General features: G+C 64.3%; 14 protein-coding genes. 8 read left to right on the top strand and 6 right to left on the bottom strand.

Annotated elements, in window-relative coordinates; genetic code table 11:
- The first annotated feature begins 47 nt into the window (after positions 1-47).
- Positions 48-3,173 (top strand): MdtB/MuxB family multidrug efflux RND transporter permease subunit, encoded by a 3,126-nt coding sequence (locus IPQ13_13590; GenBank protein MBL0211924.1) that lies wholly within the window; start codon positions 48-50, stop codon positions 3,171-3,173.
- Complete coding sequence (locus tag IPQ13_13585; protein MBL0211923.1) at positions 3,170-6,271, top strand: multidrug efflux RND transporter permease subunit; 3,102 nt, start codon at positions 3,170-3,172, stop codon at positions 6,269-6,271. Before IPQ13_13590 ends, IPQ13_13585 begins: the two co-directional genes overlap by 4 nt.
- A gap of 88 nt (positions 6,272-6,359) precedes the next feature.
- Here IPQ13_13585 and IPQ13_13580 read toward each other — a convergent pair whose 3' ends face one another.
- The 5 genes from IPQ13_13580 to IPQ13_13560 form a co-directional block, all read right to left on the bottom strand.
- A complete protein-coding gene (locus IPQ13_13580; GenBank protein MBL0211922.1) occupies positions 6,360-7,268 on the bottom strand; it encodes an ROK family protein in 909 nt (302 codons plus the stop codon).
- A gap of 14 nt (positions 7,269-7,282) precedes the next feature.
- A complete protein-coding gene (locus IPQ13_13575) occupies positions 7,283-8,521 on the bottom strand; it encodes an amidohydrolase (protein MBL0211921.1) in 1,239 nt (412 codons plus the stop codon).
- 72 nt (positions 8,522-8,593) lie between these two features.
- The gene (locus IPQ13_13570) at positions 8,594-10,072 is read right to left on the bottom strand and encodes an aminotransferase class I/II-fold pyridoxal phosphate-dependent enzyme (protein MBL0211920.1); all 1,479 of its coding nucleotides are present in this window, start codon (positions 10,070-10,072) and stop codon (positions 8,594-8,596) included.
- Positions 10,073-10,120: 48 nt separating this feature from the next.
- Complete coding sequence (locus tag IPQ13_13565; protein MBL0211919.1) at positions 10,121-11,530, bottom strand: M28 family peptidase; 1,410 nt, start codon at positions 11,528-11,530, stop codon at positions 10,121-10,123.
- Between the two features lie 156 nt (positions 11,531-11,686).
- Positions 11,687-12,412: a DUF4339 domain-containing protein gene (locus IPQ13_13560; protein ID MBL0211918.1), complete on the bottom strand. Its 726-nt coding sequence runs from the start codon at positions 12,410-12,412 to the stop codon at positions 11,687-11,689.
- A gap of 169 nt (positions 12,413-12,581) precedes the next feature.
- On the opposite strand from IPQ13_13560, the gene IPQ13_13555 reads away from it, so the two are divergent.
- The 5 genes from IPQ13_13555 (at position 12,582) to IPQ13_13535 (ending at position 19,055) form a co-directional block, all read left to right on the top strand.
- Positions 12,582-13,403 (top strand): hypothetical protein, encoded by an 822-nt coding sequence (locus IPQ13_13555; GenBank protein MBL0211917.1) that lies wholly within the window; start codon positions 12,582-12,584, stop codon positions 13,401-13,403.
- Between the two features lie 144 nt (positions 13,404-13,547).
- Complete coding sequence (locus tag IPQ13_13550; protein ID MBL0211916.1) at positions 13,548-15,572, top strand: oligopeptide transporter, OPT family; 2,025 nt, start codon at positions 13,548-13,550, stop codon at positions 15,570-15,572.
- 2 nt (positions 15,573-15,574) lie between these two features.
- Entirely contained in the window at positions 15,575-16,912 is a 1,338-nt protein-coding gene (locus IPQ13_13545; GenBank protein ID MBL0211915.1) for a hypothetical protein, read from the top strand.
- A gap of 32 nt (positions 16,913-16,944) precedes the next feature.
- Positions 16,945-17,757, top strand: a complete 813-nt coding sequence (gene ccsA / locus IPQ13_13540) for a cytochrome c biogenesis protein CcsA (GenBank protein MBL0211914.1) — start codon at positions 16,945-16,947, stop codon at positions 17,755-17,757.
- A 5-nt stretch (positions 17,758-17,762) separates the two neighbouring features.
- Complete coding sequence (locus IPQ13_13535; GenBank protein ID MBL0211913.1) at positions 17,763-19,055, top strand: glutamyl-tRNA reductase; 1,293 nt, start codon at positions 17,763-17,765, stop codon at positions 19,053-19,055.
- A 65-nt stretch (positions 19,056-19,120) separates the two neighbouring features.
- Here IPQ13_13535 and IPQ13_13530 read toward each other — a convergent pair whose 3' ends face one another.
- Positions 19,121-19,807, bottom strand: a complete 687-nt coding sequence (locus IPQ13_13530; protein MBL0211912.1) for a hypothetical protein — start codon at positions 19,805-19,807, stop codon at positions 19,121-19,123.
- Positions 19,808-20,441: 634 nt separating this feature from the next.
- Here IPQ13_13530 and IPQ13_13525 point away from each other — a divergent pair.
- Positions 20,442-22,925, top strand: a complete 2,484-nt coding sequence (locus tag IPQ13_13525; GenBank protein ID MBL0211911.1) for an EAL domain-containing protein — start codon at positions 20,442-20,444, stop codon at positions 22,923-22,925.
- The last annotated feature ends 119 nt before the right edge of the window (positions 22,926-23,044 follow it).

The following is a 23,044-nucleotide window of genomic DNA, read 5'->3' as shown; positions in this document are numbered from 1 at the left end:
CTTCGTGGTTTTTTTCTTTCCAAACTGAACCATGGCGGGCCTCGAGCATGAATCCCTCGCGCCCCTTCATCCTGCGGCCCATCGCGACCTCGTTGCTGATGGCGGGGCTGCTGCTGGTGGGAATCCTCGCCTTCCGCCAGCTGCCCGTCTCGGCCCTGCCCCAAGTGGACTACCCCACCATCCAGGTGGTGACCTTCTATCCGGGTGCCAGCCCCGACGTTATGGCCTCGGCCATCACCGCTCCGCTGGAGCGCCAGTTCGGCCAGCTCCCCGGCCTGAACCGTATGTCCTCCACCAGCTCCGGCGGCAGCTCGATCATCACGCTGCAGTTCGTGCTGGACCTCAACATCGATGTGGCCGAACAGCAGGTCCAGGCGGCCGTGAATGCCGCGGGCACCTACCTGCCCCGGGACCTCCCCAATCCGCCCATCTACAGCAAGACCAACCCCGCCGACGCGCCCATCCTGACCCTGGCGCTCACCTCGAAGACGCTGCCGCTGTCGAAGGTGGAGGACTTCGCGGACACGCGGCTGGCCCAAAAGATTTCGCAGCTGCCAGGAGTCGGATTGGTCAGTATCAGCGGGGGTCAAAAACCCGCGGTCCGCATCCAGGCCAATCCCGGCGCCCTGGCCTCCTACGGCCTGACCCTCGGCGATGTCCGCGCAGCCGTCGGCCAGAGCAATGTGAACCAGGCCAAGGGCAGCTTCAACGGGGCCCGGCAAGCCTATTCCATCGGCGCCAACGACCAGCTCCTCACCAGCGAGGAGTACCGGCCCCTGGTGGTGGCCTACAAGAACGGCGCGCCCATCATCCTTTCCGACGTGGCCACGGTCATCGACGATGTCGAGAATACACGGCTGGCGGCCTGGAAGAACGCGACCCCGGCCGTGATCCTGAACATCCAGCGCCAGCCCGGGGCCAACATCATCGCGGTGGTGGACCGGGTCAAGGAATTGCTGCCGCAGCTCCGGGCTTCCCTGCCCTCCTCTGTCGAGCTCACCATCCTGACGGACCGCACCACCACCATCCGGGCCTCTGTGGAGGACGTGGAATTCACCTTGCTGTTGACTATCGCGCTGGTGGTGATGGTGATCTTCCTGTTCCTGCGCACCCTGGCCGCCACCATCATCCCCAGCGTGGCGGTGCCCTTGTCGCTCGTGGGCACTTTCGGTGTGATGTACCTGCTGGGGTACAGCCTGAACAACCTCACACTCATGGCATTGACGATCTCCACGGGCTTCGTGGTGGACGACGCCATCGTCATGATCGAAAACATCTCGCGCTACATCGAGGATGGGAAAACGCCGCTCCAGGCGGCGCTGAAGGGCTCCGCCCAGATCGGCTTCACCATCCTGGCCCTCACCGTCTCGCTCATCGCCGTCCTGATCCCGCTGCTTTTCATGGGCGACATCGTGGGCCGGCTCTTCCGGGAATTCGCGATCACCCTGAGCGTCACCATCCTGGTGTCCGCCGTTGTCTCGCTGACCCTGACGCCGATGATGTGCGCCAAGCTGCTGCATCATATTCCGCCATCCGAACAGAGTCGTTTTTATCAATCATCGGAACGAATCTTCCAACGCATCATCGCCTTCTATGGCCGCACCCTCACCTGGGTGCTCAAGCGCCAGACGGCCACTCTCGTCGTGGCCGTCGCCACGCTGGCCTCCACGGTGCTGCTCTACCTCGCCATTCCCAAGGGTTTCTTCCCGGTGCAGGACACGGGTGTGATCCTGGGCATCTCCGAGGCGCCGCAGTCGGTATCCTTCACCGCAATGGCCGAACGGCAGCAGACTTTAGCCAAGGTGATCCTCCAGGATCCCGGTGTGGAAAGCCTGTCCTCCTTCATCGGTATCGACGGCACGAACACCACCCTCAACAGCGGCCGCATCCAGATCAACCTCAAGCCTCTGGATGAGCGGAAGCTCAGCGCCAGCGACATCATCCGGAGATTGCAGCCCGAGCTCGCCAAGGTGGATGGGATCAAGCTGTACATGCAGCCGGTGCAGGATCTCACCGTGGAAGACCGCGTCAGCCGCACCCAGTACCAATACACGTTGGAGGACGCCGACGCCAAGGAGCTGGGGGAATGGGTGCCGCGCTTCGTGGACCGCCTCCAAGCCATTCCGGAACTCCGGGATGTGGCCAGCGATCAGCAGATCGCGGGATTGCAGGCCCGGATCATCCTGGACCGCACCACCGCATCGCGCTTAGGCATCACGCCCCAGATGCTCGACGACGCGCTCTATGACGCCTTCGGCCAACGGCAGGTGTCCACCATGTTCACCCAGCTGAACCAGTACCGCGTCGTGCTGGAGGCGACGCCGGGCCTGCAGCAGCGGCCCGAGGACCTCTCGAACATCTTCGTACGGTCGGCTTCAGGCGGAGCCGTTCCTCTCAGCGCTTTTACCCGGATCGAAACCGCCACCGCGCCTCTGGCCGTGAACCATCAAGGCCAGTTCCCTACGGCCACCATCTCCTTCAATCTGGCGCCCGGGGTTTCCTTGGGCGATGCCGTAAAGGCCATCCAGAAAGCGCGCACGGAGGTCGACCTGCCACCCAGCATCAAGGCCGGTTTCCAGGGCACCGCTCAGGCCTTCCGCGCTTCCCTGGTCAACACGCCGCTGCTGATCCTCGCGGCGGTGCTCACGGTCTACATCCTGCTGGGCGTGTTGTATGAAAGCTACATCCACCCCATCACGATCCTCTCCACGTTGCCCTCGGCGGGCGTCGGGGCGCTGCTGTCGCTGATGTTGTGCCGTACGGATTTCAGCGTCATCGCGCTCATCGGCATCATCCTGCTCATCGGCATCGTCGAGAAGAACGCCATCATGATGATCGACTTCGCGCTGGAAGCTGAACGCAAGGACGGCCTGCCCCCGCAGGAAGCCATCTACCAGGCTTCGCTGCTGCGTTTCCGGCCAATCATCATGACCACCATGGCGGCGCTGCTGGGCGGCGTGCCCCTGGCCCTGGGCTCCGGCGTCGGCGCCGAATTGCGTCGCCCGCTGGGCATCGGCATCGTCGGCGGACTCATCTTCAGCCAAGTGCTCACCCTATACACCACGCCGGTCATCTACCTGGCCTTCGACCGGCTCTCGCGACGCCTGAGGCGCGTGAGGGCCGAGACCGACGAAGCTGAAACCGATATCGTGATCGCGGGCCCCCTGCTTTGAGCATTTCCGAGCCATTCATCCGCCGCCCGGTGGCCACCACATTGCTGACCGTCGCGCTGGCGCTGCTGGGCGCCATCGCCTACCAGTTCCTGCCGGTATCGCCGCTGCCCCAGGTGGAGTTCCCCACCATCCAGGTGCAGGCGGGGCTGCCGGGCGCAAGCCCTGAAACCATGGCATCGTCGGTGGCCACGCCGCTGGAGCGCCAGTTCGGACGCATCGCGGGCGTGACCGAAATGACCTCGGCAAGTTCCTTGGGCGGCACCAACATCACCATGCAATTCGACCTCAGCCGCAGCATCGACGCCGCCGCCCGCGACGTCCAGGCGGCCATCAACGCAGCCCGGGGCGATCTGCCCGCCAACCTGCCGAACAATCCGTCCTACCGCAAGGTCAACCCGGCGGACTCACCTGTGTTGATGCTGGTGCTGACCTCCAAGATCATTCCCCGCGAGCGCATGTACGACATCGCCTCGTCGGTGCTGCAGCAGAAGCTGTCCCAGGTGAAAGGCGTGGGCCAGGTGTTCGTGTGGGGCGGCGCCCTTCCCGCGGTGCGCGTGGATGTGAATCCTGTCGCGCTCAACAGCAACGGCCTCTCGCTGGAGGATGTCCGCTTCGCCATCAATGCCGCCAACATCAACCGGCCCATTGGCGATCTCTCCACCAAGGCTTCGACCTGGTCCCTCGACACCACCGACCAGCTCATGGATGCGAATGCCTACAAAGACATCATCCTCCGCTATCGCAGCGGCGCGGCTCTCCGGCTCGCCGATGTCGCCCGGGTCACGGATTCCGTGGAGAACATCCAGAACGCCGCCCTGTCCAACGGCGTGCCCGCCATCATCGTGCCCATCTTCCGGCAGCCGGACGCCAACATCATCGAGACCGTGGACCGGGTGCGGGCCGTCCTTCCGGAGATGCAGGCCTTCCTGCCGCCGGCCATGGAACTCAAGGTCCTCATCGACACCACCCGCACCATCCGCACATCCGTGCGGGATGTCCAGCGGGCGCTGATGATCTCCATCACCCTGGTCATCCTCGTGGTGTTCATCTTCCTCCGCAGCGTGCGCTCCACTTTCATCCCCAGCGTGGTCGTGCCCATTTCGCTCATCGGCACCTTCGGGGCGATGTACCTGCTGGGCTACACCATCGACAACCTGTCGCTCATGGCCCTCACCGTCGCCACAGGCTTCGTGGTGGATGACGCCATCGTGGTGGTGGAGAACATCACGCGCCACATGGAGGCCGGGATGGAACCCATGGAGGCCGCCCTCCATGGCGCCAAGGAGATCGGCTTCACCGTCATCTCCATCAGCACCTCCCTTATCGCCGTCTTCATCCCCATCCTGCTGATGGGCGGCATCGTGGGCCGGCTCTTCCGGGAATTCGCGGTGACACTCTCGGTCGCCATCGTAATCTCCATGGTGGTGTCGCTCACCACCACGCCGATGATGTGTTCGCGGCTGCTCAGGCCCTCACGCACCGAGACCCACGGGAAGGTGTTCCAGGCCAGCGAGCGGGTCTTCCAATGGATCATGGGGCGCTACAAGACCTCCCTGGCCTGGGTGCTGTGCCATCAACGCGCCACGCTGACCGCCGCCATCGCCACGGCGGTCGCGACGATCATCCTCTACATCGTGATACCCAAGGGCTTCTTTCCCCAGCAGGACACGGGTCGCATCACGGGCTCCATCGAGGCCGCGCAGGACATCTCCTTCCGCAGCATGGAACGCGTCATGACGGAGTTCGTCGAGATCGTTCAAAAAGATCCCTCGGTGGAAAATGTCACGGCCTTCGTGGGCGGCGGCAACACCGGCCGTCTGTTCTCGTCCCTGAAACCCCTCGAACAGCGGAAGGGCCGCGAGAACGCCGACGCGGTCATCGCGCGGCTCCGCGGCAAGACCGCCCATATCCCCGGCGCCACACTCTACATGCAACCCGTCCAGGATCTGCGCATCGGCGGACGGCCCGGCAAAACCCAGTACCAATACACGCTCCAAGGCGATGATGCGAGTGAGCTCTTCGACTGGGCGCCGAAGATGATGCAGAAGCTGCGCACCCTTCCGGAACTGACGGACGTGAATTCGGACCTCCAGAACAAAGGCCTGGAAGCCTCCCTGGTCATCGACCGCGCCACCGCGGCCCGCCTGGGCATCTCCACCCAGGCCATCGACAATACGCTTTACGACGCCTTCGGCCAGCGCTTCGTGTCCACCACCTACACCCAGCTGAACCAGTACCACGTGGTGATGGAGGTGGATGATCCCTTCATGCAGACGCCCGAAGGGTTGCGCAGCATCTATGTCCGCTCCACGGCTGGGAAGCTGGTGCCCCTGGGCGCCTTCACCAAGCTGGAACGGCGCAACACCGCCCTCTCCGTGAACCACCAGGGCCAGCTGCCCTCGGTCACGCTTTCCTTCAACCTCCCATCAGGCGTGGCCCTTGGCGACGCGGTGGCCGCCATCGACAAGGCCGAACAATCCATCCGCCTGCCCGGCACCATCCGCGGAAGCTACATGGGCACGGCCCAGGCCTTCAAGGCTTCCCTGGCGAACCAGCCCCTGCTGCTGCTGGCGGCCCTGCTGATCGTCTACATCGTGCTGGGCGTCCTCTACGAAAGCCTGATCCATCCGTTCACTATCCTGACCACGCTGCCCTCGGCGGGCGTGGGCGCCCTGCTGGCCCTTCTGGCCTTCCGAACCGAACTGAGCGTCATCGCCTTCATCGGCATCATCCTGCTCATCGGCATCGTGAAGAAGAACGCCATCCTGATGATCGACTTCGCCATCGAGGTGGAACGCCGCGAAGGCAAGAGCCCCGAAGAAGCCATCTTCCAGGCCTGCCTATTGCGCTTCCGCCCCATCACCATGACCACCATGGCGGCCATGCTGGGCGGCCTGCCCCTGGCCATCGGCATGGGCACCGGCGCCGAACTCCGCCGCCCCCTGGGCATCGCCATCGTGGGCGGCCTGCTCTTCAGCCAGCTTCTGACCCTCTACACCACCCCGGTGATCTACCTCTACATGGACCGCCTGCGCCTCCGCTGGGCCAGGTGGCGGGGGATGGCGCCCGAGCCAGCGAAACTTCCCGCCGGGCTCTGAATGACCCATGGAACCCGTTTCCATACGAGTGCAGAAAACAGGAATCGCTAGACCCTGTCCGGGCGTCCAGGCTCAGGATCCGGACTGCTCATTCCCATAGCCAGGCCGCGCCCCGGACCCCGCTGGAGTCGCCATGCCGGTTCAGCAACAGACGGGTGGCGACGGCATCGGAAAACACATGCGGAATCCACAGGCGCGGCACGTTCTCGTAGAGCCGCCGGATGTTGGACAACCCCCCGCCCAAGACAATCACATCCGGATCCAGCACATTGATGACCGAGGCCAGGCTTCGGGCCAGCCTCGCTTCATAGCGGTCCAGGGCCGCGGAGCAGGCCTGGTCGCCGCCTTCCGCTCCCCGGACGATGGCCTCCGGGGTGGACACTCTCCCGGTGGCCACTCGGTAATCCCGCGCCAGGCCGGGCCCGGAAAGGTAGGTCTCCACGCATCCGTCGCGGCCGCAATAGCAGCGCGGCGGCGCATGATCCGTTGCTCCGGGGTTTGGAAGGGGATTGTGCCCCCATTCTCCGGCGATCCCGTTGGCTCCCGCCACCAGCTTGCCCCGCACGACGAGGCCTCCTCCGACACCCGTGCCGAGGATGACCCCGAAGATGACATCCGCTCCCGCCCCGGCACCGTCCCTGGCCTCGGAAACCGTGAAGCAGTTCGCATCATTGGCGATGCGGACTTCCCGGCCGAGGAGGGCCTCCAAATCCTGTTTGAAGGGCTGGCCATTCAGGCAGGTTGAATTGGCGTTGCGGACGAGGCCCGTGAGCGGAGAAAGCGAACCGGGGGTGCCGACGCCAACCGTGGCCGGATGGCCCAGCTCCTGCTCGGCTTCGAGCACCAGGTCGTGCAGGGTGGTGAGTGTGCCCTGGTAGTCCCCTTGGGGAGTGGGCACCCGCTTCCGGAAGCGTTCCTGCCCCTCCGCCCCGAAAGCTGCGAGTTCGATCTTCGAGCCGCCAAGGTCGATGCCGATGCGAGATACGGGACCAGTCATGCTTTAGCCCGATGCTAGGGACGGATATCCGGGTGCCCCCACGCCATGGCCGCCAATGCGGCGACGCCGGTCTGGAGGGCGTCTTCGTCCAGGTTCATGGTGGGGGTGTGGTTGCCGCTGAGGCTGCCTTTGGCGGGATTGCCGGTGCCGAGAAACAGGAAGTAGCCGGGGATTTTCCGCTGGTAGTGGGCGAAGTCTTCGGCGCCCATGATGAGTGCTTGATCCACCACTTTGCCCAGGTTGGCTAACAAAGGACGGACTGCGGCAGCCAGGCGGGGATCGTTGTCCACGGGCGGGTTGGAGTCGGCATCCAGCTTGAATTCATAGCTCCCGCCATGGATGGCGCAGACGCCCTTCAAAGTATCGTGGATCAGGGCGATGGCCCGCTCGCGCACGGCGGGTTCAAAGGTCCGCATGGTGCCCGACATTTCCACCTTGTCGGCGATGATGTTGTGGCGGTTGCCGCCGTGGATGGTGCCCACGGTGAACACGAAGGGCTTCACGGGATTGATGCGCCGGCTGCGGATGGCCTGGAGCGCCTGGATGGCCTCGGCCGCCATCAGGATCGTGTCATTGCCACGGTGGGGCGCCGCGCCGTGGCTCATGACGCCGTGAAGGGTGAGATGCCAGGTGTCGCTGCCCGCCATGACTGGGCCTGAGCGCCATCCCAGGGTTCCGATGGGCGCTTCGGGGAGCTGGTGCATGCCGTAGATCGCTTCCACCTTTGGATGTTCCAGCGCGCCTTCGGCGATCATGCGCCGCGCGCCGCCCTCCTCGTTGACCGGGGCGCCCTCCTCGGCGGGTTGGAAAAGGAAAACGATGGTGCCTCGGAGTTCTGCTTTGTGCGCGGCCAGCAGCTTCGCCGCGCCCAGGAGCATGGCGCTATGGGCATCGTGGCCGCAGGCATGCATCACGCCCGGATTCGTGGACCTCCACGGCACGTCCGCCACCTCCTGGATGGGCAGCGCATCCATGTCCTCCCGCAGGGCCACCGCCGGCCCAGGAAGCGCGCCCTTGAGCACACCCACCACGCCATGGCCCGCGATGCGCCGCGTCTCGATGCCGAAGCTTTTGAGGATCGCTTCGACCTTGGCGCCGGTGCGGACCTCGCGGTTGCTCAATTCGGGATGGGCATGGAAATCGCGGCGCCATTCCACGACCTGGGGCTGGAGCTTGGAAGCCTCCTGGCGGATCCAGGCCGGAGCCTGGCCGCAAAGCACCGCGGGGATGAAGAACGAGAGAAGGATTCGCATCACCGAAGGCTGGCAGAACCGCTGGGGGGCCGCAATCACCTGTTGAGGCAGGTGGATCGCACCCGGCCCATTTCATAAATCCGGGATGTTTGGGAGAGTGATGGATGGATGCTTCAGGCCTTCGGTTTCCACGCGTTGCAGCAAGGCCTCCAGATCTGTCAATTCCGTGCGCGGATTGATGAGGGTGCAGCGAAGGTAGGTCGTGCCGCGCAGAGTGGTTTTCACCAGGTAGAAGGAGCCCTCGCGGACGATGCTTTCGCGGACGCGGGCCTGGAAGGCGTCGGCGTCTGGAACATTCGGCGGTGCATAGCGGAAGCAGACGATGTTGCCTTCGGGCGCCGTGGCCAGTTCCCAATGGGGCCGTTGCGCGACGAGTTCGCCAAAGGTCCGGCCCAGATCATACATGCGCTCCACGTAGGCCGCGAAGAAGTCCGTTCCGAGCACCTTCAGGGAGGCGTAGACCTGCAGGCCCAGCATCCGCTTGGTGCATTCGAGGGTGCGTTGGGCCAGGTCGAACCAGGTCTCCGCGGGATCCTGGCCCCCAAAAATGTAGGCTGCCTGCTGGCTGAAGGTCTCGAAGGAACGGCGTCCATCCTGGAAGATAACCAGCGTGGCCAGCGCAGGCGCCAGCAGCATCTTGTGGGCATCGACCACCACGGAATCCGCCCGCTCGATGCCGCGGAGCGCTGTCCGGAGTCGATCCGAAACCACCGCCCCCCCGCCGTGGGCGCCATCCACGTGCATCCAAGCCCCATGATCTGCGCAGAGATCGGCGATGGCATCGAGGGGATCGATGGCGCCGGTGGCCGTGGAACCCGCGCTGGCGACGACCGCCACCACCGTGGCACCCTCGGCTTTTGCCTTTTGCAACGTGGCTGCCAAGGCCTCGGGACGCATCCGGAAGCGGGCGTCCGTTGGCACGGACACGACGCTCCGGCCGCCCAGGCCCATGATCTGGGCGCTGCGCCGAACGGAGTAATGGGTCTGGTCCGAGGCGATCAGGCGGAGCGCGCCAGCGGACGCGACACCTTCTTCCCACACATCGCTGGACGCTGCGTGCTGCCGGGCTGCAAGGAGCGCCGTGAGGTTGCCCGCACTGCCGCCATGGGTGAGCACGCCATCGGCGGCTAGCGGATCGAATCCGATGCGGCCCGCAAACCAGCGGATCACGCTGCGCTCCATGGCCGTGGAGACCGGTCCCATCTCGTAGACCGCGCTGCCGTTGTTGAGGAAAGCGCCGACGAAATCCAGCAGGGCGCTCCACGGCAGAGGCGAGGTCACCTGGTGGCCCACATACCGGGGATGGTGCAGGTGGTTGCTGTCGGTCACCACCTGGGCCAGCAGCGCCAAGGGGTCGGCGCCGCCCCGGGCGGGGAAATCCGCGGGCCAGCGTGCCAGGGACTCCGTGGGCGACATGGCCGGCAGCACGGGGCCTTCGCGCCGGGCGACGGCCGCCATGTGCTCCGCCAGGAGATCCACGACGCGGTGCCCCAAGCTCCGAAAAGCGTTGGGGTCGAATGCTGAATCCAGCTCGAGGTCAAGGTCGCTCATGACTCAAGAATGGCAGGATGCGGAACGATGTCTGAGGCGCAAAAGACTTCAATGGACCGGCCGCGTCCCGAATCGCGTGGTCTTCATCTGGACGAGGTGTTTGATGGCCTTCATCTTGAGCTTGTAGGCGGCGAAATCCACCGCCGCGATGTCGGCCTTCGAGAGCTTCTCCGTCGCCTCCACGATCCCCGCGACCGCGCCGGCGATCTTTGGCAACCGGGTTTCCATCACCCAGCGGAAATCGTCCTCCGCATTCAGCAGGTAGACCGGATTCGAGATGAAGTTCACCAGCGGGACGCCGGCCAGGTGCCAATCGCCCCCGTCGGTCGGAGGGTAGGAGCCGAGCGGGCCTTCGGGTGGGAGCAGAAATGTGCGGTCGACGCCGTTGTCTTTGAGATTGCCCAGCACCGCATCGACCATGGCCTGGTTGAAGGGCAGGAAGACGCCGGTGCCTTCGGCGAGGCCGCTTGCCACAAGCCCACCTTGCCCATCCTCGACCGCCTCCTTGGCCACATGCTCCACGGTGATCTCCAGCGCGACCTTCGGCACCACGTCCCCAGCATGGTCCCTGATGAATCTGCGGGTGCCGATGGAGCCGTAGAAATGGCCCGCGGTGAAGAGCACGATGAGCTTCCGCCGCGGTTGAACGCCGCGGGCAAAGTGCCGCGCCAGGGCGAGGATGACCGAGCAGCCGGAGGCGTCTTCCACCGGCGACACGAAGGGCGAGTCGTGATGGCAGTGCAGGATGACGCACTCCTCCGTCTCCCCTTGTATTTCGCCGATGAGGTTGTGGGTCGTGGAGGGTCTGCGTTCACCGGTCAGCATCAGGCGGACCTTCGCCCCGTCCCGGGCCAGTCGGCGGATCTCCGGGCCGTCCTCGCGGCGGACCCAGAAGCCGGGGATGGGTTTGTCCAGGATGTCATTCTCTTTGAACCCGTAGGGAGCGTACATCCGGCAGGAGCCGCCGGGCTGGTCCTTGAGGATGCCGATGAATCCGGCCGCTCCGCGTTCCACTGCCTTCCGGTATAGGTGCCAGCCGAGCCGCACCCAGGTGGCCGGGTGCTTGACATGCCGGAGGCTGTCCTCCGGATCGTATTTCCCCATCGAGAATTTGCCGATCAGCCCGACATCCAGGAGCGGAAATCCGATCTCCGTGACGACCACCTTGCCCCTCCAATCCCCGGAATGGATGAAGGCGCCGGGATCGGCATACACGAGTTTCGATTCGATGCCAGTCGGAGGCGTGAAGCGGCAGTGGGGAATCCATTGGGCATCGAAAGGCCTGTAGCGCGCCTCCGATTCGATCTCCAGGCATGAATTTCCAGGCTCGTAATATTCGACGGAAATGGCCTCTTTGCGGATGTTGCAAAGGCCGAACTCCCGCAGCTTCCCCAGGAGATACTCCTCGTTGGCGAGCCCCGCGGGCGAACCCGCCCGCCTGGGGCCGAAGGACGCCATTTCGCGGATCCACCCCATCATCTCGGCGCTGGAGAAGGAGGCCTGCCTATCCATGGCCGGCGACGACAATCGGATCGCTCCCGGCCTGAGCGCAACGCGGTTCCGCCACAGCTTCTGGTTTCCTCGGCACAGCAGCCCCCCGTGTCCGCGCCCCCGCTAACGGCCCAGGAACGAAGCCCCCGCGAAGATGAGCACACCCACAAGGGCGAGGGCGTAGAGGATCATCATCACCAAGGTGAGGATGCCCAGGTACTTCCAGAAGGATTTCTGGGCGCGGAGAGCATCCTCCAGATCCATCGGAGATCCGCTGGAGGCCAGGCGCGCGATCCGGCTCGCATAGCGGTTCAGGAACAGCACCGCCGGAAACTGCACAAGCCCGATCAAGAGGTAGACCAAGGCGGCGCCGATCCGGGGTCCAATGGGCATGGACCCCATCGGGCCCACGGGAAGCGCCATGATCGCAAGGCAGCCGATCACCAGCAGGAAGAGGCCGATGAATCCAAGCACCGCCAGGAAGCGCACCCAGGGTTTCGTGCGCTTCAGGATCGCCACCACTTCCTCCCCCACTTCGCCGGAGTGCCCGTAGGCCGCGGGGGAGGCCTGGGGCGCGTAGGCAGGGGCCGGGCGGGGCGCGGGCGAGGCCTGGGGCGCATAGGCGGGGGCCGGGCGGGGCGCGGGCGCGGGAACGTAGGCGGGCGCGGGGGCGGCCGGAGCGGGCAGCAATGCCGGCACCTGGCCGGCGGGCATCCAGGCGGGAAGTCCATCCGACCACACCAGGTCCGAAGGCCGGAGGGCGCCGCTGGAGAGCATGTTGCGCAATTGTTCCCCGGGGAGCGGCCCGAACTGCTGGCCGTTCTGGGCGTAATACCACTGGTTGGCCATGGGTTCCTTCTCCGGGATTGCGCCGAGTATAGATCCAGAAGCCTGGGGAAGGCCAGACGCGCCGGGCCACCCCGAAGCCTTCCTATCGATCCAGCTTCCCGTTGGCATGGCCGGAACGTCGGCCCTATGCTGGTGCACCGCCAGCCTTCCAACCCAGATGAGGTTCCCCATGCTCGATCGCTCCCTCCTCCGCCAATGCACGCTTGCCCTTGCCCTAGGAGCGGGTCTGCAGGTCCCGGCCCTGGAAGGGCCCTGGCAGGAACGGCGCGAAGCCCGGCCCGAGCGCAGGGAAGATCGGCAGGAAAGGCGCGAGGACCGGCAGGAGCGTCGGGAGGACAAGCAGGAGCGCAGGGAGGACAGGCAGGAGCGGCGGGAGGATCAGCGGGAAAGGCGGGAGCGTCGCCCGGAACCGCCCATGGATGCCCGGCCCCAGCCCATGCCCCGTCCCCGCCCCCTGCCCCGGTCCGATCCATACGGACAACCCGGGGGAACCACCCAGTCCCGCCCCCATCCCCGCTCGGCTCCTTCGGATCCAGGGAGCACGAATCTTTCCCATGGCAACCCCAACGCGCCCCATTCCCGCAGCAGGGCCCAGGCCCAGGCCTGGGAGCGCAGCCATGGCTGGCGGGCCGAAGGCGCCTGGGGGGCTCACCCGACCTGGCGGGAGCACCGCGCCCGCTCGTGGGAGTCGGAGCACCGCACCTGGGCGCACCGGGGCGGCTACGGCGGCTACTACATCCCCGAATCCCACTTCCGGCTGCACTTCGGCCCAGAGCGCTGGTTCCGCATCCGGACCCGGCCCATGATCCACATGGGCTACCCGCGTTTCCGCTACGGGAACTACTGGTTCCTCATCGTGGATCCCTGGCCCGAATTCTGGTCCGAGACCTGGTATGCCGACGACGATGTCTACGTCGACTACAGCGATGGCTACTACCTCCACAACCGGCGCCATCCAGGCATCTCCATCGCCATCAGCGTCTCGCTGTAGGAATTCAGGCGGGGACCGCCTGCAGCGCGTCTGCGGGGGCGGATCCGGGTTGTGATCCCGTCCTCACCGCCAATCGAAAAGTCCACTGGTACACTCCATGGGAGTTTCCGCCCGTGTGGAATCCCAACCCCCATAGGAGTCCGCATGGACGCGCCCGAGTCAACGCCGCAGACCTCGTTGCCTGAAAACGCCTACACCGAGCTGGCCCCGGGGGAGGCCTACCAGCCCATCGTCCCCGCCAGCCAGGCCCTGCCGGAGGTGACCCGGCGTTCGCTCGGCTGGGGCATCTTCCTCTGCGTCCTGTTCACGGTCGCCTCGGCGTATTCAGGATTGAAGGTCGGACAGGTGATGGAGGCGGCCATTCCGATCTCCATCCTGGCCATCGGCCTGGCGCGGATCTACGCCCGGCGCTCGACCCTGCTCGAGAACGTGATCATCACCGCCATCGGCGGCGTCTCGGGCTCGGTGGTGGCCGGCGCCATCTTCACGCTGCCGGCCCTCTACACCCTCCAGTTGAATCCGCATCCCCTGCAGACGATCTTCATCTGCCTCGCCGGCGGCTGCCTCGGCGTGCTGTTCATCATTCCGCTGCGGCGCTACTTCGTCCGCGAGACCCACGGCAAGTTCCCGTATCCGGAAGCCACCGCCATCACCGAGGTGCTGGTCACCGGCGAGAAGGGCGGTTCCGAGGCGAAGCTGCTGTTGCAGTCCACCGCCATCGCCGGCATCTACGACTTTTTCGTGACCACCTTCCAGGTCTGGAAAGAGACCGTCGATTTCCAGTTCATCCCGGTGGTCAAGGCCGCGGCCGAGAAGGCGAAGCTGGCCCTGAGGTTCGACGCCGTGGGGTTCATCCTCGGCCTGGGCTATGTGATGGGCCTCCGCTCCTCCATGATCCTCTGCGCCGGCGGCGTCCTCTCGAACCTTGTGCTGGTTCCGCTCATCTGGATGGTCGGTAGGAATTTCCCTGAAATAGCTGTCTATCCTGCCAAGGCCCCCATCGCGATGATGACGGCCGATCAGATCTTCCGCGGCTACGTGAGGCTCATCGGCGTCGGCGCCATCGCCACGGCCGGGATCTTCGGCATCCTGAAATCCCTGAAGATCGTCGCGGGATCCTTCTCCATCGCCGCCCGCGCCTTCAAGCATGGCGAACAGCATGAGGGCCCCGAGCGGACCGACCGGGACATCAGCGTGATGTCCATGCTCATCGGAACCATCGTCACGACGCTCGGCATGGCGGTCTTCTTCGGATCCCTGAAGCCCACTCTGCCCGTGCTGGTCGTGGGCCTGGGCCTGACGCTGGTGTTCTCGTTCTTCTTCGCCTCGGTCGCCGCCAACGCCATCGCCACGACCGCGCGCAACCCGGTCTCCGGCATGACGATGCTCACCATCATCATCTCCTGCGTGGTGCTGCTGAAGTTCGGCCTCTCGGGCCCCACGGGTATGTTCTTCGTGATGGCCATGGCCGGTATGGTGTGCACCGCGCTTTCGGTTTCGGGACAGACGATCACGGACCTGAAGACCGGCTACTGGCTGGGATCCACCCCGGCCCAGCAGGAGAAGGTGAAGTTCTATGGCGTCATCGCCGCGTCGGTGGCGGTGGGCATCACCATCGTGATGCTGGCGCGGGTCTTCCAGTTCGGCGAGCAGGCCGCGAACGACACCCGCACGGTGCTCGCCGCGCCCCAGGCCTCGATCATGAAGGTGCTCGTCGAGAATTTCGTGGGCCGCCAGCCCGTGGCCTACATCCTGTTCGGCGTCGGCGCGCTCATCGCCGTGATGATGGAGATGCTCGGCGTTCCAGCTCTCACGTTCGCGCTCGGCATGTACCTGCCGCTCGAGCTCAATTCGCCCGCGCTGGTCGGCGGCTTCCTGTCCTACCTGGTCACGAAGAAATCCGAGAAGGCCGGCGGCGCCGCGGGCCGGACCATGCGGGAACGGGGCGTGATCATCGCCTCGGGCCTCATGGCGGGCGGCGCGCTGGGCGGCGTCTTCGGCGCGGCCCTGCGCCTTCTGCCCTGGTACGCGGAAAACCGCATCAAGACCCCCTTCTACGATATCGAATCGATCTCGCAGATGGTTTCGGTGGCCGGCTTCCTCGCTCTCTGCTTCTATCTCTACCGCACGTCGCTCCGCAAGGCCGCGGAAGCGAAGCCAGGAGCCTGATCATGTCCACGCCACTCGATACGAATATCGCCAACGCCATCCTTGGCATCGATACGCTGTGGGGGGGCGATGTGATGAACCCCTCCGGCACCGGGCGGTTCATCGCGGATTCCTGGTTCTCGGATGAACCGATGCCGCTGGCCTACACCCATCCTTCGGCCGCGCAGGTGCGCGCATCCGGCGGCGTCTCGGCGAAGGTCCCGGACCTCGCGGCGATCGAGAAATACCTGAAGGCGGTGGATGTCCATGGCGCCATCGGGAACGTGGCCGCCGGCGCTGGAAAGATGAAAGGACTCCGAAGCTCCTACCTGCTCGGCCTGGCCGAGTGTTTCGAGGTGATGTGGGACCTGGCCATGGAGATCCTCGGCAAGGGCGAACCCGTGCCCTACGACCGCTGCGTCAGGACGCTCACGGGCAAGGCACCGGAACCCTCGGACCCGGTTTCGAAGCGCCAGCTCCTGGCGGAGCTGCTGGCCTCGGCCGGCCACGGCGGCGACCTGCTCAAAGGCGTGGATGCGTGGCGGAAAGCCCGGCTCGTCCCATCGAAAGCGATCCCGGCCCTCGGCGCCGCCTTCATCGCGCAATACGACGCCCTTTCGGTCCGCAACCTGTCGCCCCATCTGCCGAAGGCGCTGAGGGACATCCCCCGCGCGAACGTGGCCTTCCTGCCCATCGAGAACGCCTGGTTCTCGGGCTCCATGAACTACCTGGGCCGCGCCCGCAAGCCCGATGGCTCGCCGGAATACGAAGCCACCTATGAATTGAACGCCGCGCTCCAGATCTCCATCCCAGAGTTCCAGCAGCTCGTGAGCCATGAAGTTGTGCCGGGCCACGTGACGACTTTCGCCTACCTCCAGAACCTGTATCAACGGCGCAAGGTCGGCCTCGAAGCCTCGATCCTGACCATGAACACGCGCCCCGCCGCGCTGTTCGAGGGGATCGCCAACAACGGGATCCTCATCGCCTACGGCGTGACGGAGATCCACGACCTGCCGGACCGGGACCTGCAGATCGGGCTGCTGCTCGCACTGCTTCAGGACGACGCCAAGAACCATTCCTCCTTCCTCACTTGGCAGGAGGACATGAAGCAGAAGGCCGTGGCGAAGACCCTCCGCAGCGAATTCCTGGTCTCGGAGGAACGCGCCGACAAGCTCTCGGGCGCTTGGGGACGCCACCCTCTGCTGGGCCGGATGTACCTTCCGGCCTATCGTTTCGGCACCGAGCTGGTGGCCCGCCTGCGGAAGCAGTACCCGGCGGAAAAGGTGTTGCCCGCGCTCTATGGCTGCCATGGCCTGGTGGACGCGCTCACAGTGGAGCAGGTGGCCGCCTCCTGTGACTAAATGCGCATACGGTTTGGGCTAAGATGGTTTTCATGTTGGGACTGACTGCCTTGAGCGCCATCGCGCTGACCCTTTATCTGGCCGCCGAAGCCTTTTCCATCGCCCACCTGAGGCGGGACAGGCCGATTTTCGGCACCGCCACCACCGCGCTGCTGGCGCTGGGATTCCTCGTCCACTTCGCCGCCCTGGAAATCGGGGGGCGCGCCATCCACTCCGTGCCCTACCGGGACCTGCCCTCCTCCATGTCGCTCTTCGCCTGGATGATCGCGGCCTCCTACGGGATCCTTCTGGTGCGGCACCGCGAAAGCTCCACGGGCCCTTTCCTCATCCCCCTCGCAATCTTCTTCCTCTCGATCTCCCTGGTCACCCACCCGGGCCCCACGGTGATCAGCGATCCCAGCCGCTCCGGCGCCCTCTTCGCCATGCATGTGACCTTGGCCATCTTCGGCTACGCCGCGCTGACGCTCGCCTTCGTCCTGGCCCAGCTCTATCTGATCCAGAACCAGCAACTGCGCCGCCGCCGCATCGGCCTGCTGTTCTCCAAGCTGCCGGCCCTGGATGTCCTGTCCCAGCTCCAGCGGACCTCGGTCCTGATCGGCGTTTGCGCGCTGTCGGTCGCGACGGTGCTCGGCCTCATCTGGGCCAAGCAGCACTGGGGCACCTACTGGGATCCCAAAGTGCTGTTCACGTTCCTGATCATCGGCGTCTATCTGTTCACCCTTTTCCCGGGGCGCGCAGGGGGCGGGAAGAAGAACGCCATCCTGTCCATCGCAGGCTTTTTCCTGCTGCTGTTCTCCTATTCGGTGGTGAACCTGTTCATCTCCCAAGGGCACACGTTCCAATGACCGCCGTGACGGAATCTCCGCTGGTCCTGGTCGGCTGGGACTTCCACCAGACCCCGGTCGAGCTCCGGGAGCGGCTCGCCTTCTCTCCGGAAAAAGTGCGGGAGGCCCTTTCCCAAATGCGGAAGGAAGGCCTGCTGTCCGAGGGCGTCATCATCTCCACCTGCAACCGCAGCGAGATCTACGGGGTCGCAGGAGTGGCCCTCGCGGGCGCGGATCCCGCCGAAGCCGTCACGGAATTCGTAGCCAACTACCATGGCATCCCGCGGGCAGAAGTGAATGGCTACGGGTACCGGTGTTCCGGCACGGACGCCGCCCGGCACCTGCTCCGGGTCACTTCCGGCATGGAGTCCCTGGCCCTCGGCGAGCACCAGATCATCGGCCAGGTCCGGGAGGCCTTCCGCCTGGCTTCCAGCGCCGGCGCGACCCGGTCGGTGCTGCACCGGCTGTTCCAGAAGGCCCTCGAAACGGGCAAGCGGGTCCGTTCCGAAACCGGACTCAGCTCGAAGCCCATTTCGATTCCCGGCGTCGCCATGGAGTTGTCGGAAAAGATCTACGAGAACCTGGCCCCCCGCAAATTCCTGATCCTCGGCGCGGGGGAGACCTCCTCGATCTTCTTCGACCTGCTCCTGGCCCGGGGCGCCACCCACATCGAGGTCACCAACCGGACCTTCACCCGTGCCGACGAACTCTGCAAGCGGGGCGGGAAGGCCGTGCCATGGGACCAGCTCGAATCCCGGCTGGCCCACGCGGATATCGTGGTCTCCGCCACCTCCTCCACCACGCCCGTGATCTCCTTCGAGGCCGCCAAGGCGGCCGTCGCGCAACGCCGCGGGCAGCCCCTGTTCTTCCTGGACCTGGGCATCCCGCGCAATGTGGACCCGCGCGTCTCCGACCTTAACAACGCTTTTCTCTACGCTGTGGACGACCTGCAGGAGATCGCCGAGCGGAACCGCCAGGAGCGGCAGAAGGAGCTCGGCCCCGCCTTGGAAATCCTGGAAGAGGAACTCGAGGAATTCCTGGCCTGGTTCGGCTCCCTGGCCGTGGTGCCGACGGTCGCTTCGCTGCGCCAGAAATTCGAATCCATCCGCGAAGCTGATTTCGACCGCCAACTCGAGAAGATGACCCATATCGCCAAAGAGGACCGGGAGAAGATCCGCCTCATGGCCCAGGCCATGGTCAAATCGCTGCTGAGGCGGCCCACCGAAGCCATGAAGGATGAACCGGACCCGGGCCGCCGCCTGGATAGGGCCGAAGCCGCGCGCCACCTCTTCGATCTGGATGTGAAACCGAAAGATTGATGGTCCGTTTCAATTTTTCAAATTTAAGTCAAATAATGATATTATAATAGTCTTTATGTATATAATTACATTTTATGGCAGGCCACGCAGAGGGCCGAGTTGACCATGGTCACCCGCAGGAAGGGCGCCGTGGCCCCGATGGTGCCGTAATTGTGGACATCATGGCAGGAACCGCAGTGGACCTTGCTCCCGGTGGAATTGTTGGGATAGAGCTTGACGCCGGTGAGGGTAGTGGCGACTTTCAGGCCGGTATTCAGGTTGTCCTGGTAGGTGATGGACACCGGGTGGTCGCCCGTGAGATTCGGACCCACCACATTCGCTCCGGTCAGCCTGCCGCTGGCGTTGCTGACGCCTCCGGCGATCGCGGTGTAGGTGTCCTGGCCGCCTTCGATGGGGGCGTTGATCAAAGCGCCCATGGCGATGGTCCCGTCGTGGCATGAGAGGCATGCCAGGGAGATGCCGGTCGGCTGGTTGTCCACGGAACCCTTGAGGGTCTGGCTGGTATTGAAGTTGTACATCTGGAAGGTGGTGGATGTGGTGGCGCGGTTCCAGTGGGGGATGAGCTGCTGCACCGTGGAGGCGCTGGAGTGGGTCGCGTGGCAGAAGATGCAGACATTGGTCGCGCCCGTGACCCGGTTCAGGCCGGTGCTGCTGAGGTCATGGGCGGTGCCCACGATCCCGAGGGGGGGAGGGGCCGCGGACAGCCCGGTGCAGGCCAGGAACAACAGCATCGCGAGGTGGTTGCGGCTCATGGGAAACCTCCTATGGAAACGACAGATCTGGAATCGAACCTTCGCCCGCTGCTCAGGGGCAGCGAGGCGAGGGATGTGCGCTGGCACGGGGTGCAGGCCGATGCGTCCAGCACCCGGCCGCTCAGGCGGAAAGCGTGTTTTTTCTGATACAACTCCTGATCCTGCCTGGACAGGAGATGGCCCTGCTGATCTCCACCCCAAACATCGGTCCGGAAGGTGCCGTTTGATGGCTTTATTTCGCGGAAATTGATTTCCCGGGGAACCGATCTGGCACAAAGCATGGCTATCCCAGCTCATGGAAAGGAGGTTGAAACACTTTTTTTTGCAAAATACGGGGGTACAGAAACGAATAGGTCGAATACTCAAGCAGGCTTTAAGCCAAAAAATTGATTGATATTAAGTATATTATTTTCTTTATTTATAAAATATTTTTGATATCCACAATGATCCAATTTCCAGAAAGTGGAATCCAGCTTCAATAATTTGGACTATTTCGAGTAATTGATGGTTGTATTGAATTAATTATTAAAAATATTTAATAATTGCAACCTGTGATGGCAATCACCGCCAAATCCGCCCATCCATCGGGGATACTGGCACAGTTGAGTTCGCCAGAAGCGCAGAAGGAGTGGGAATGACATCCTCGGAGGGACCAGGAAGGGGCTGGTCCGGGCTCTCTGCCCGCGATGTCGACCCGCCGCCGTTCATGCCGGGACTCGATTCGATCAGGTGGGCAGATGCGGCCTGGCGGGCCCATCTGGTGGCGGGCACCCGTTGGCTGCTGCTGGGATTCTTGAGCCTTTACGGCCTTCTGGCGGGTTGCCGGTTCATGTTCAGCGAGTTCGGCTTTTTCCTGACCGGCTCGCAGGTTGGATTCCTCCTGGTCTCGGTCGGCAGCGTCATTTTCTATAACTTCCTCCTGCACACCGCCTACAGCACCATCAGCAAGATTCCCCTGATCGACCATCTCCAGATCATCCTCGACCTTTTCTTCATCACCATCCTGGTGCATTTCAGCGGCGGGGCCGCCAGTTGGTTCTGGCCCGTCTACCTCATCGCGACCATCGAGGCGGCCTTCCTGCTCCCCAGGCAGAGCGATGTCTGGTTGGTGGGCGCCGTGGGCGGCGCCGTGTATGGCCTCCTGCTGCTGGGGTATTACACGAAGGTCCTGCCCGTGATCCCCATGCCGTTCGTGCCTTCCGGGCTCTCCAAGGATGGACTCTACCTGAGCCTCACCTGGTTCTGGGTCGCCCTGCTCAACTCCGCTGTGGCCATCATCTCGGCCTATCTCATGTCGGTGATCCGGGAGGAATACCTGGCCCTAGGCGACAGCCAGGAGCGGCTGCAGAATTTCGTGGATACCGCCAACGACCTGATTTTCAGCGTCACCCCGGAGGGCTATTTCCAGCATGTGAACCCGGTGTGGCGGGAAAACATGGGTTATTCCATCGAGGAACTGGGATCCCTGCCCTTCTATGACCTGATCGCCGTCCAGATGCGGTCCCACTGCCTGCTTGAATTCCGCCGGGCGCTGTCCGGAGAGAAGGATGCGGGTTTCGAAGGGGACCTTCTCGCCAAGGACGGCGCGGTCCTGTCCGTCGAGGGCAACATCGCCTGCACGTTCAAGGATGGAAACCCGTCGCTGGTCTGGTTCATCTGCCGCGACACCACGCAGCGGAAGGCCACGGAAAAACAGCTCTACCAGCTCGCCCACTGCGATCCGCTGACGGGCCTGCCCAACCGCGCCAGCCTCAAGGAGCGCGTCGAGAACGCGGTCGCCCTGGCGAACCGGTTGAGGAAGCATGCCGCCGTGCTGTTCCTGGACCTCGACCGGTTCAAGCTGATCAACGACACCCTCGGGCACGCGGTCGGCGATGAATTGCTGGCGGCGGTCGGGGGCCGCTTGAAGGCCTGCATCCGGGAGGTGGACGCCATTTCCCGCGTCGGCGGCGACGAGTTCATCATCGTCCTCTTGAATCTCACCGCCGCGAAGGATGCCGGGGTCCTGGCGGCGAAGCTGCTGAAAGCCCTGTCCAAGCCGTTTTTCATCGGTTCGCATGAACTCTACGTCACGGCGAGCATCGGCATCAGTGTCCATCCCAACGACTCGGTGGAACCGGAAGCCCTGATGGAGAAGGCGGATATCGCCATGTACCACGCCAAGCGCCGGGGCCGGAACAACCACCAGTTCTACAATGCCCGGATGGATGAAAACGCAGGTAGGCGGCTGCTGCTCATGAACCACCTGAGGAGGGGCATCGAGCGGGGCGAGTTCCGCGTCTACTACCAGCCCAAGCTCAATACGGGCACCGGCCAGATCTCCGGACTGGAAGCCCTGGTCCGCTGGGAACACCCCGAATTCGGCCTGCTCCCGCCCGACGAATTCATCCCCCTGGCGGAGGAAACCGGGCTGATCCTCCCCCTGGGGGAATGGGTGCTGCGCAGTGTCGCAGAACAGCATCTGCGCTGGGCTGCCAGCAGCCTGCCCCCGGTCACCATCGCAGTGAACCTGTCCGGCTACCAGCTCCAGCAGGCCAGCTTCGTGGACACGGTCCGGCGGCTGCTCTCGGAGACGGGCATGGATCCGAGGTCCCTGGAGTTCGAGATCACCGAGAGCGTCCTGATGCAGAATCCCGACCTGGCGGAAAATGTCCTCAAGGCCTTCAACGCTGACGGCATAAGGATCTCCATCGATGACTTCGGAACGGGCTATTCGTCCCTCGCCCACCTGAAAAGGTTCTCCGTGAGCGCCCTGAAAATAGACAAATCCTTCGTCCATGACGTGGAGTGGAATGCCACCGACGCCGCCATCGCCACGGCCATCATCGCGATGGGTTCGAGCCTGAACCTCCAGATCATCGCGGAGGGGGTCGAAACCCAGGGCCAGCTCGAGTTCCTCCGCGACCGCCTCTGCAGCGACGCCCAGGGCTATCTGTTCAGCAAGCCCGTGCCAGCCGATGAGATCACCAGGTTCATGGAGGAACATCGGCCAGGCGTCGCGGTCCACGGATCCCTGGCTGGATCCCTGCTCAGGACCATGAACGATGTTTTTCAAGCGGGGCCCGCTGCCGGTACGGATCCAGGGGAACCCGCCTACATCGGGACATCCGGAGATTGATGTCCATGGACTCGCCGTTTGAATACACTCGAGCCATCCCCTCAGGAACCGCTGCGGTCCCCCACCGCGTGCCGGCCAAAAACGGCTCATTTGTTCCTGGGAGCCACCTCAAGCTAGAA

It is taken from the genome of Holophagaceae bacterium (assembly GCA_016720465.1).
Lineage (GTDB): Bacteria > Acidobacteriota > Holophagae > Holophagales > Holophagaceae > JANXPB01.
The sequence above is the reverse complement of the archived record's forward strand: the minus strand, read 5'-3'. Positions and strand labels throughout refer to the sequence as shown.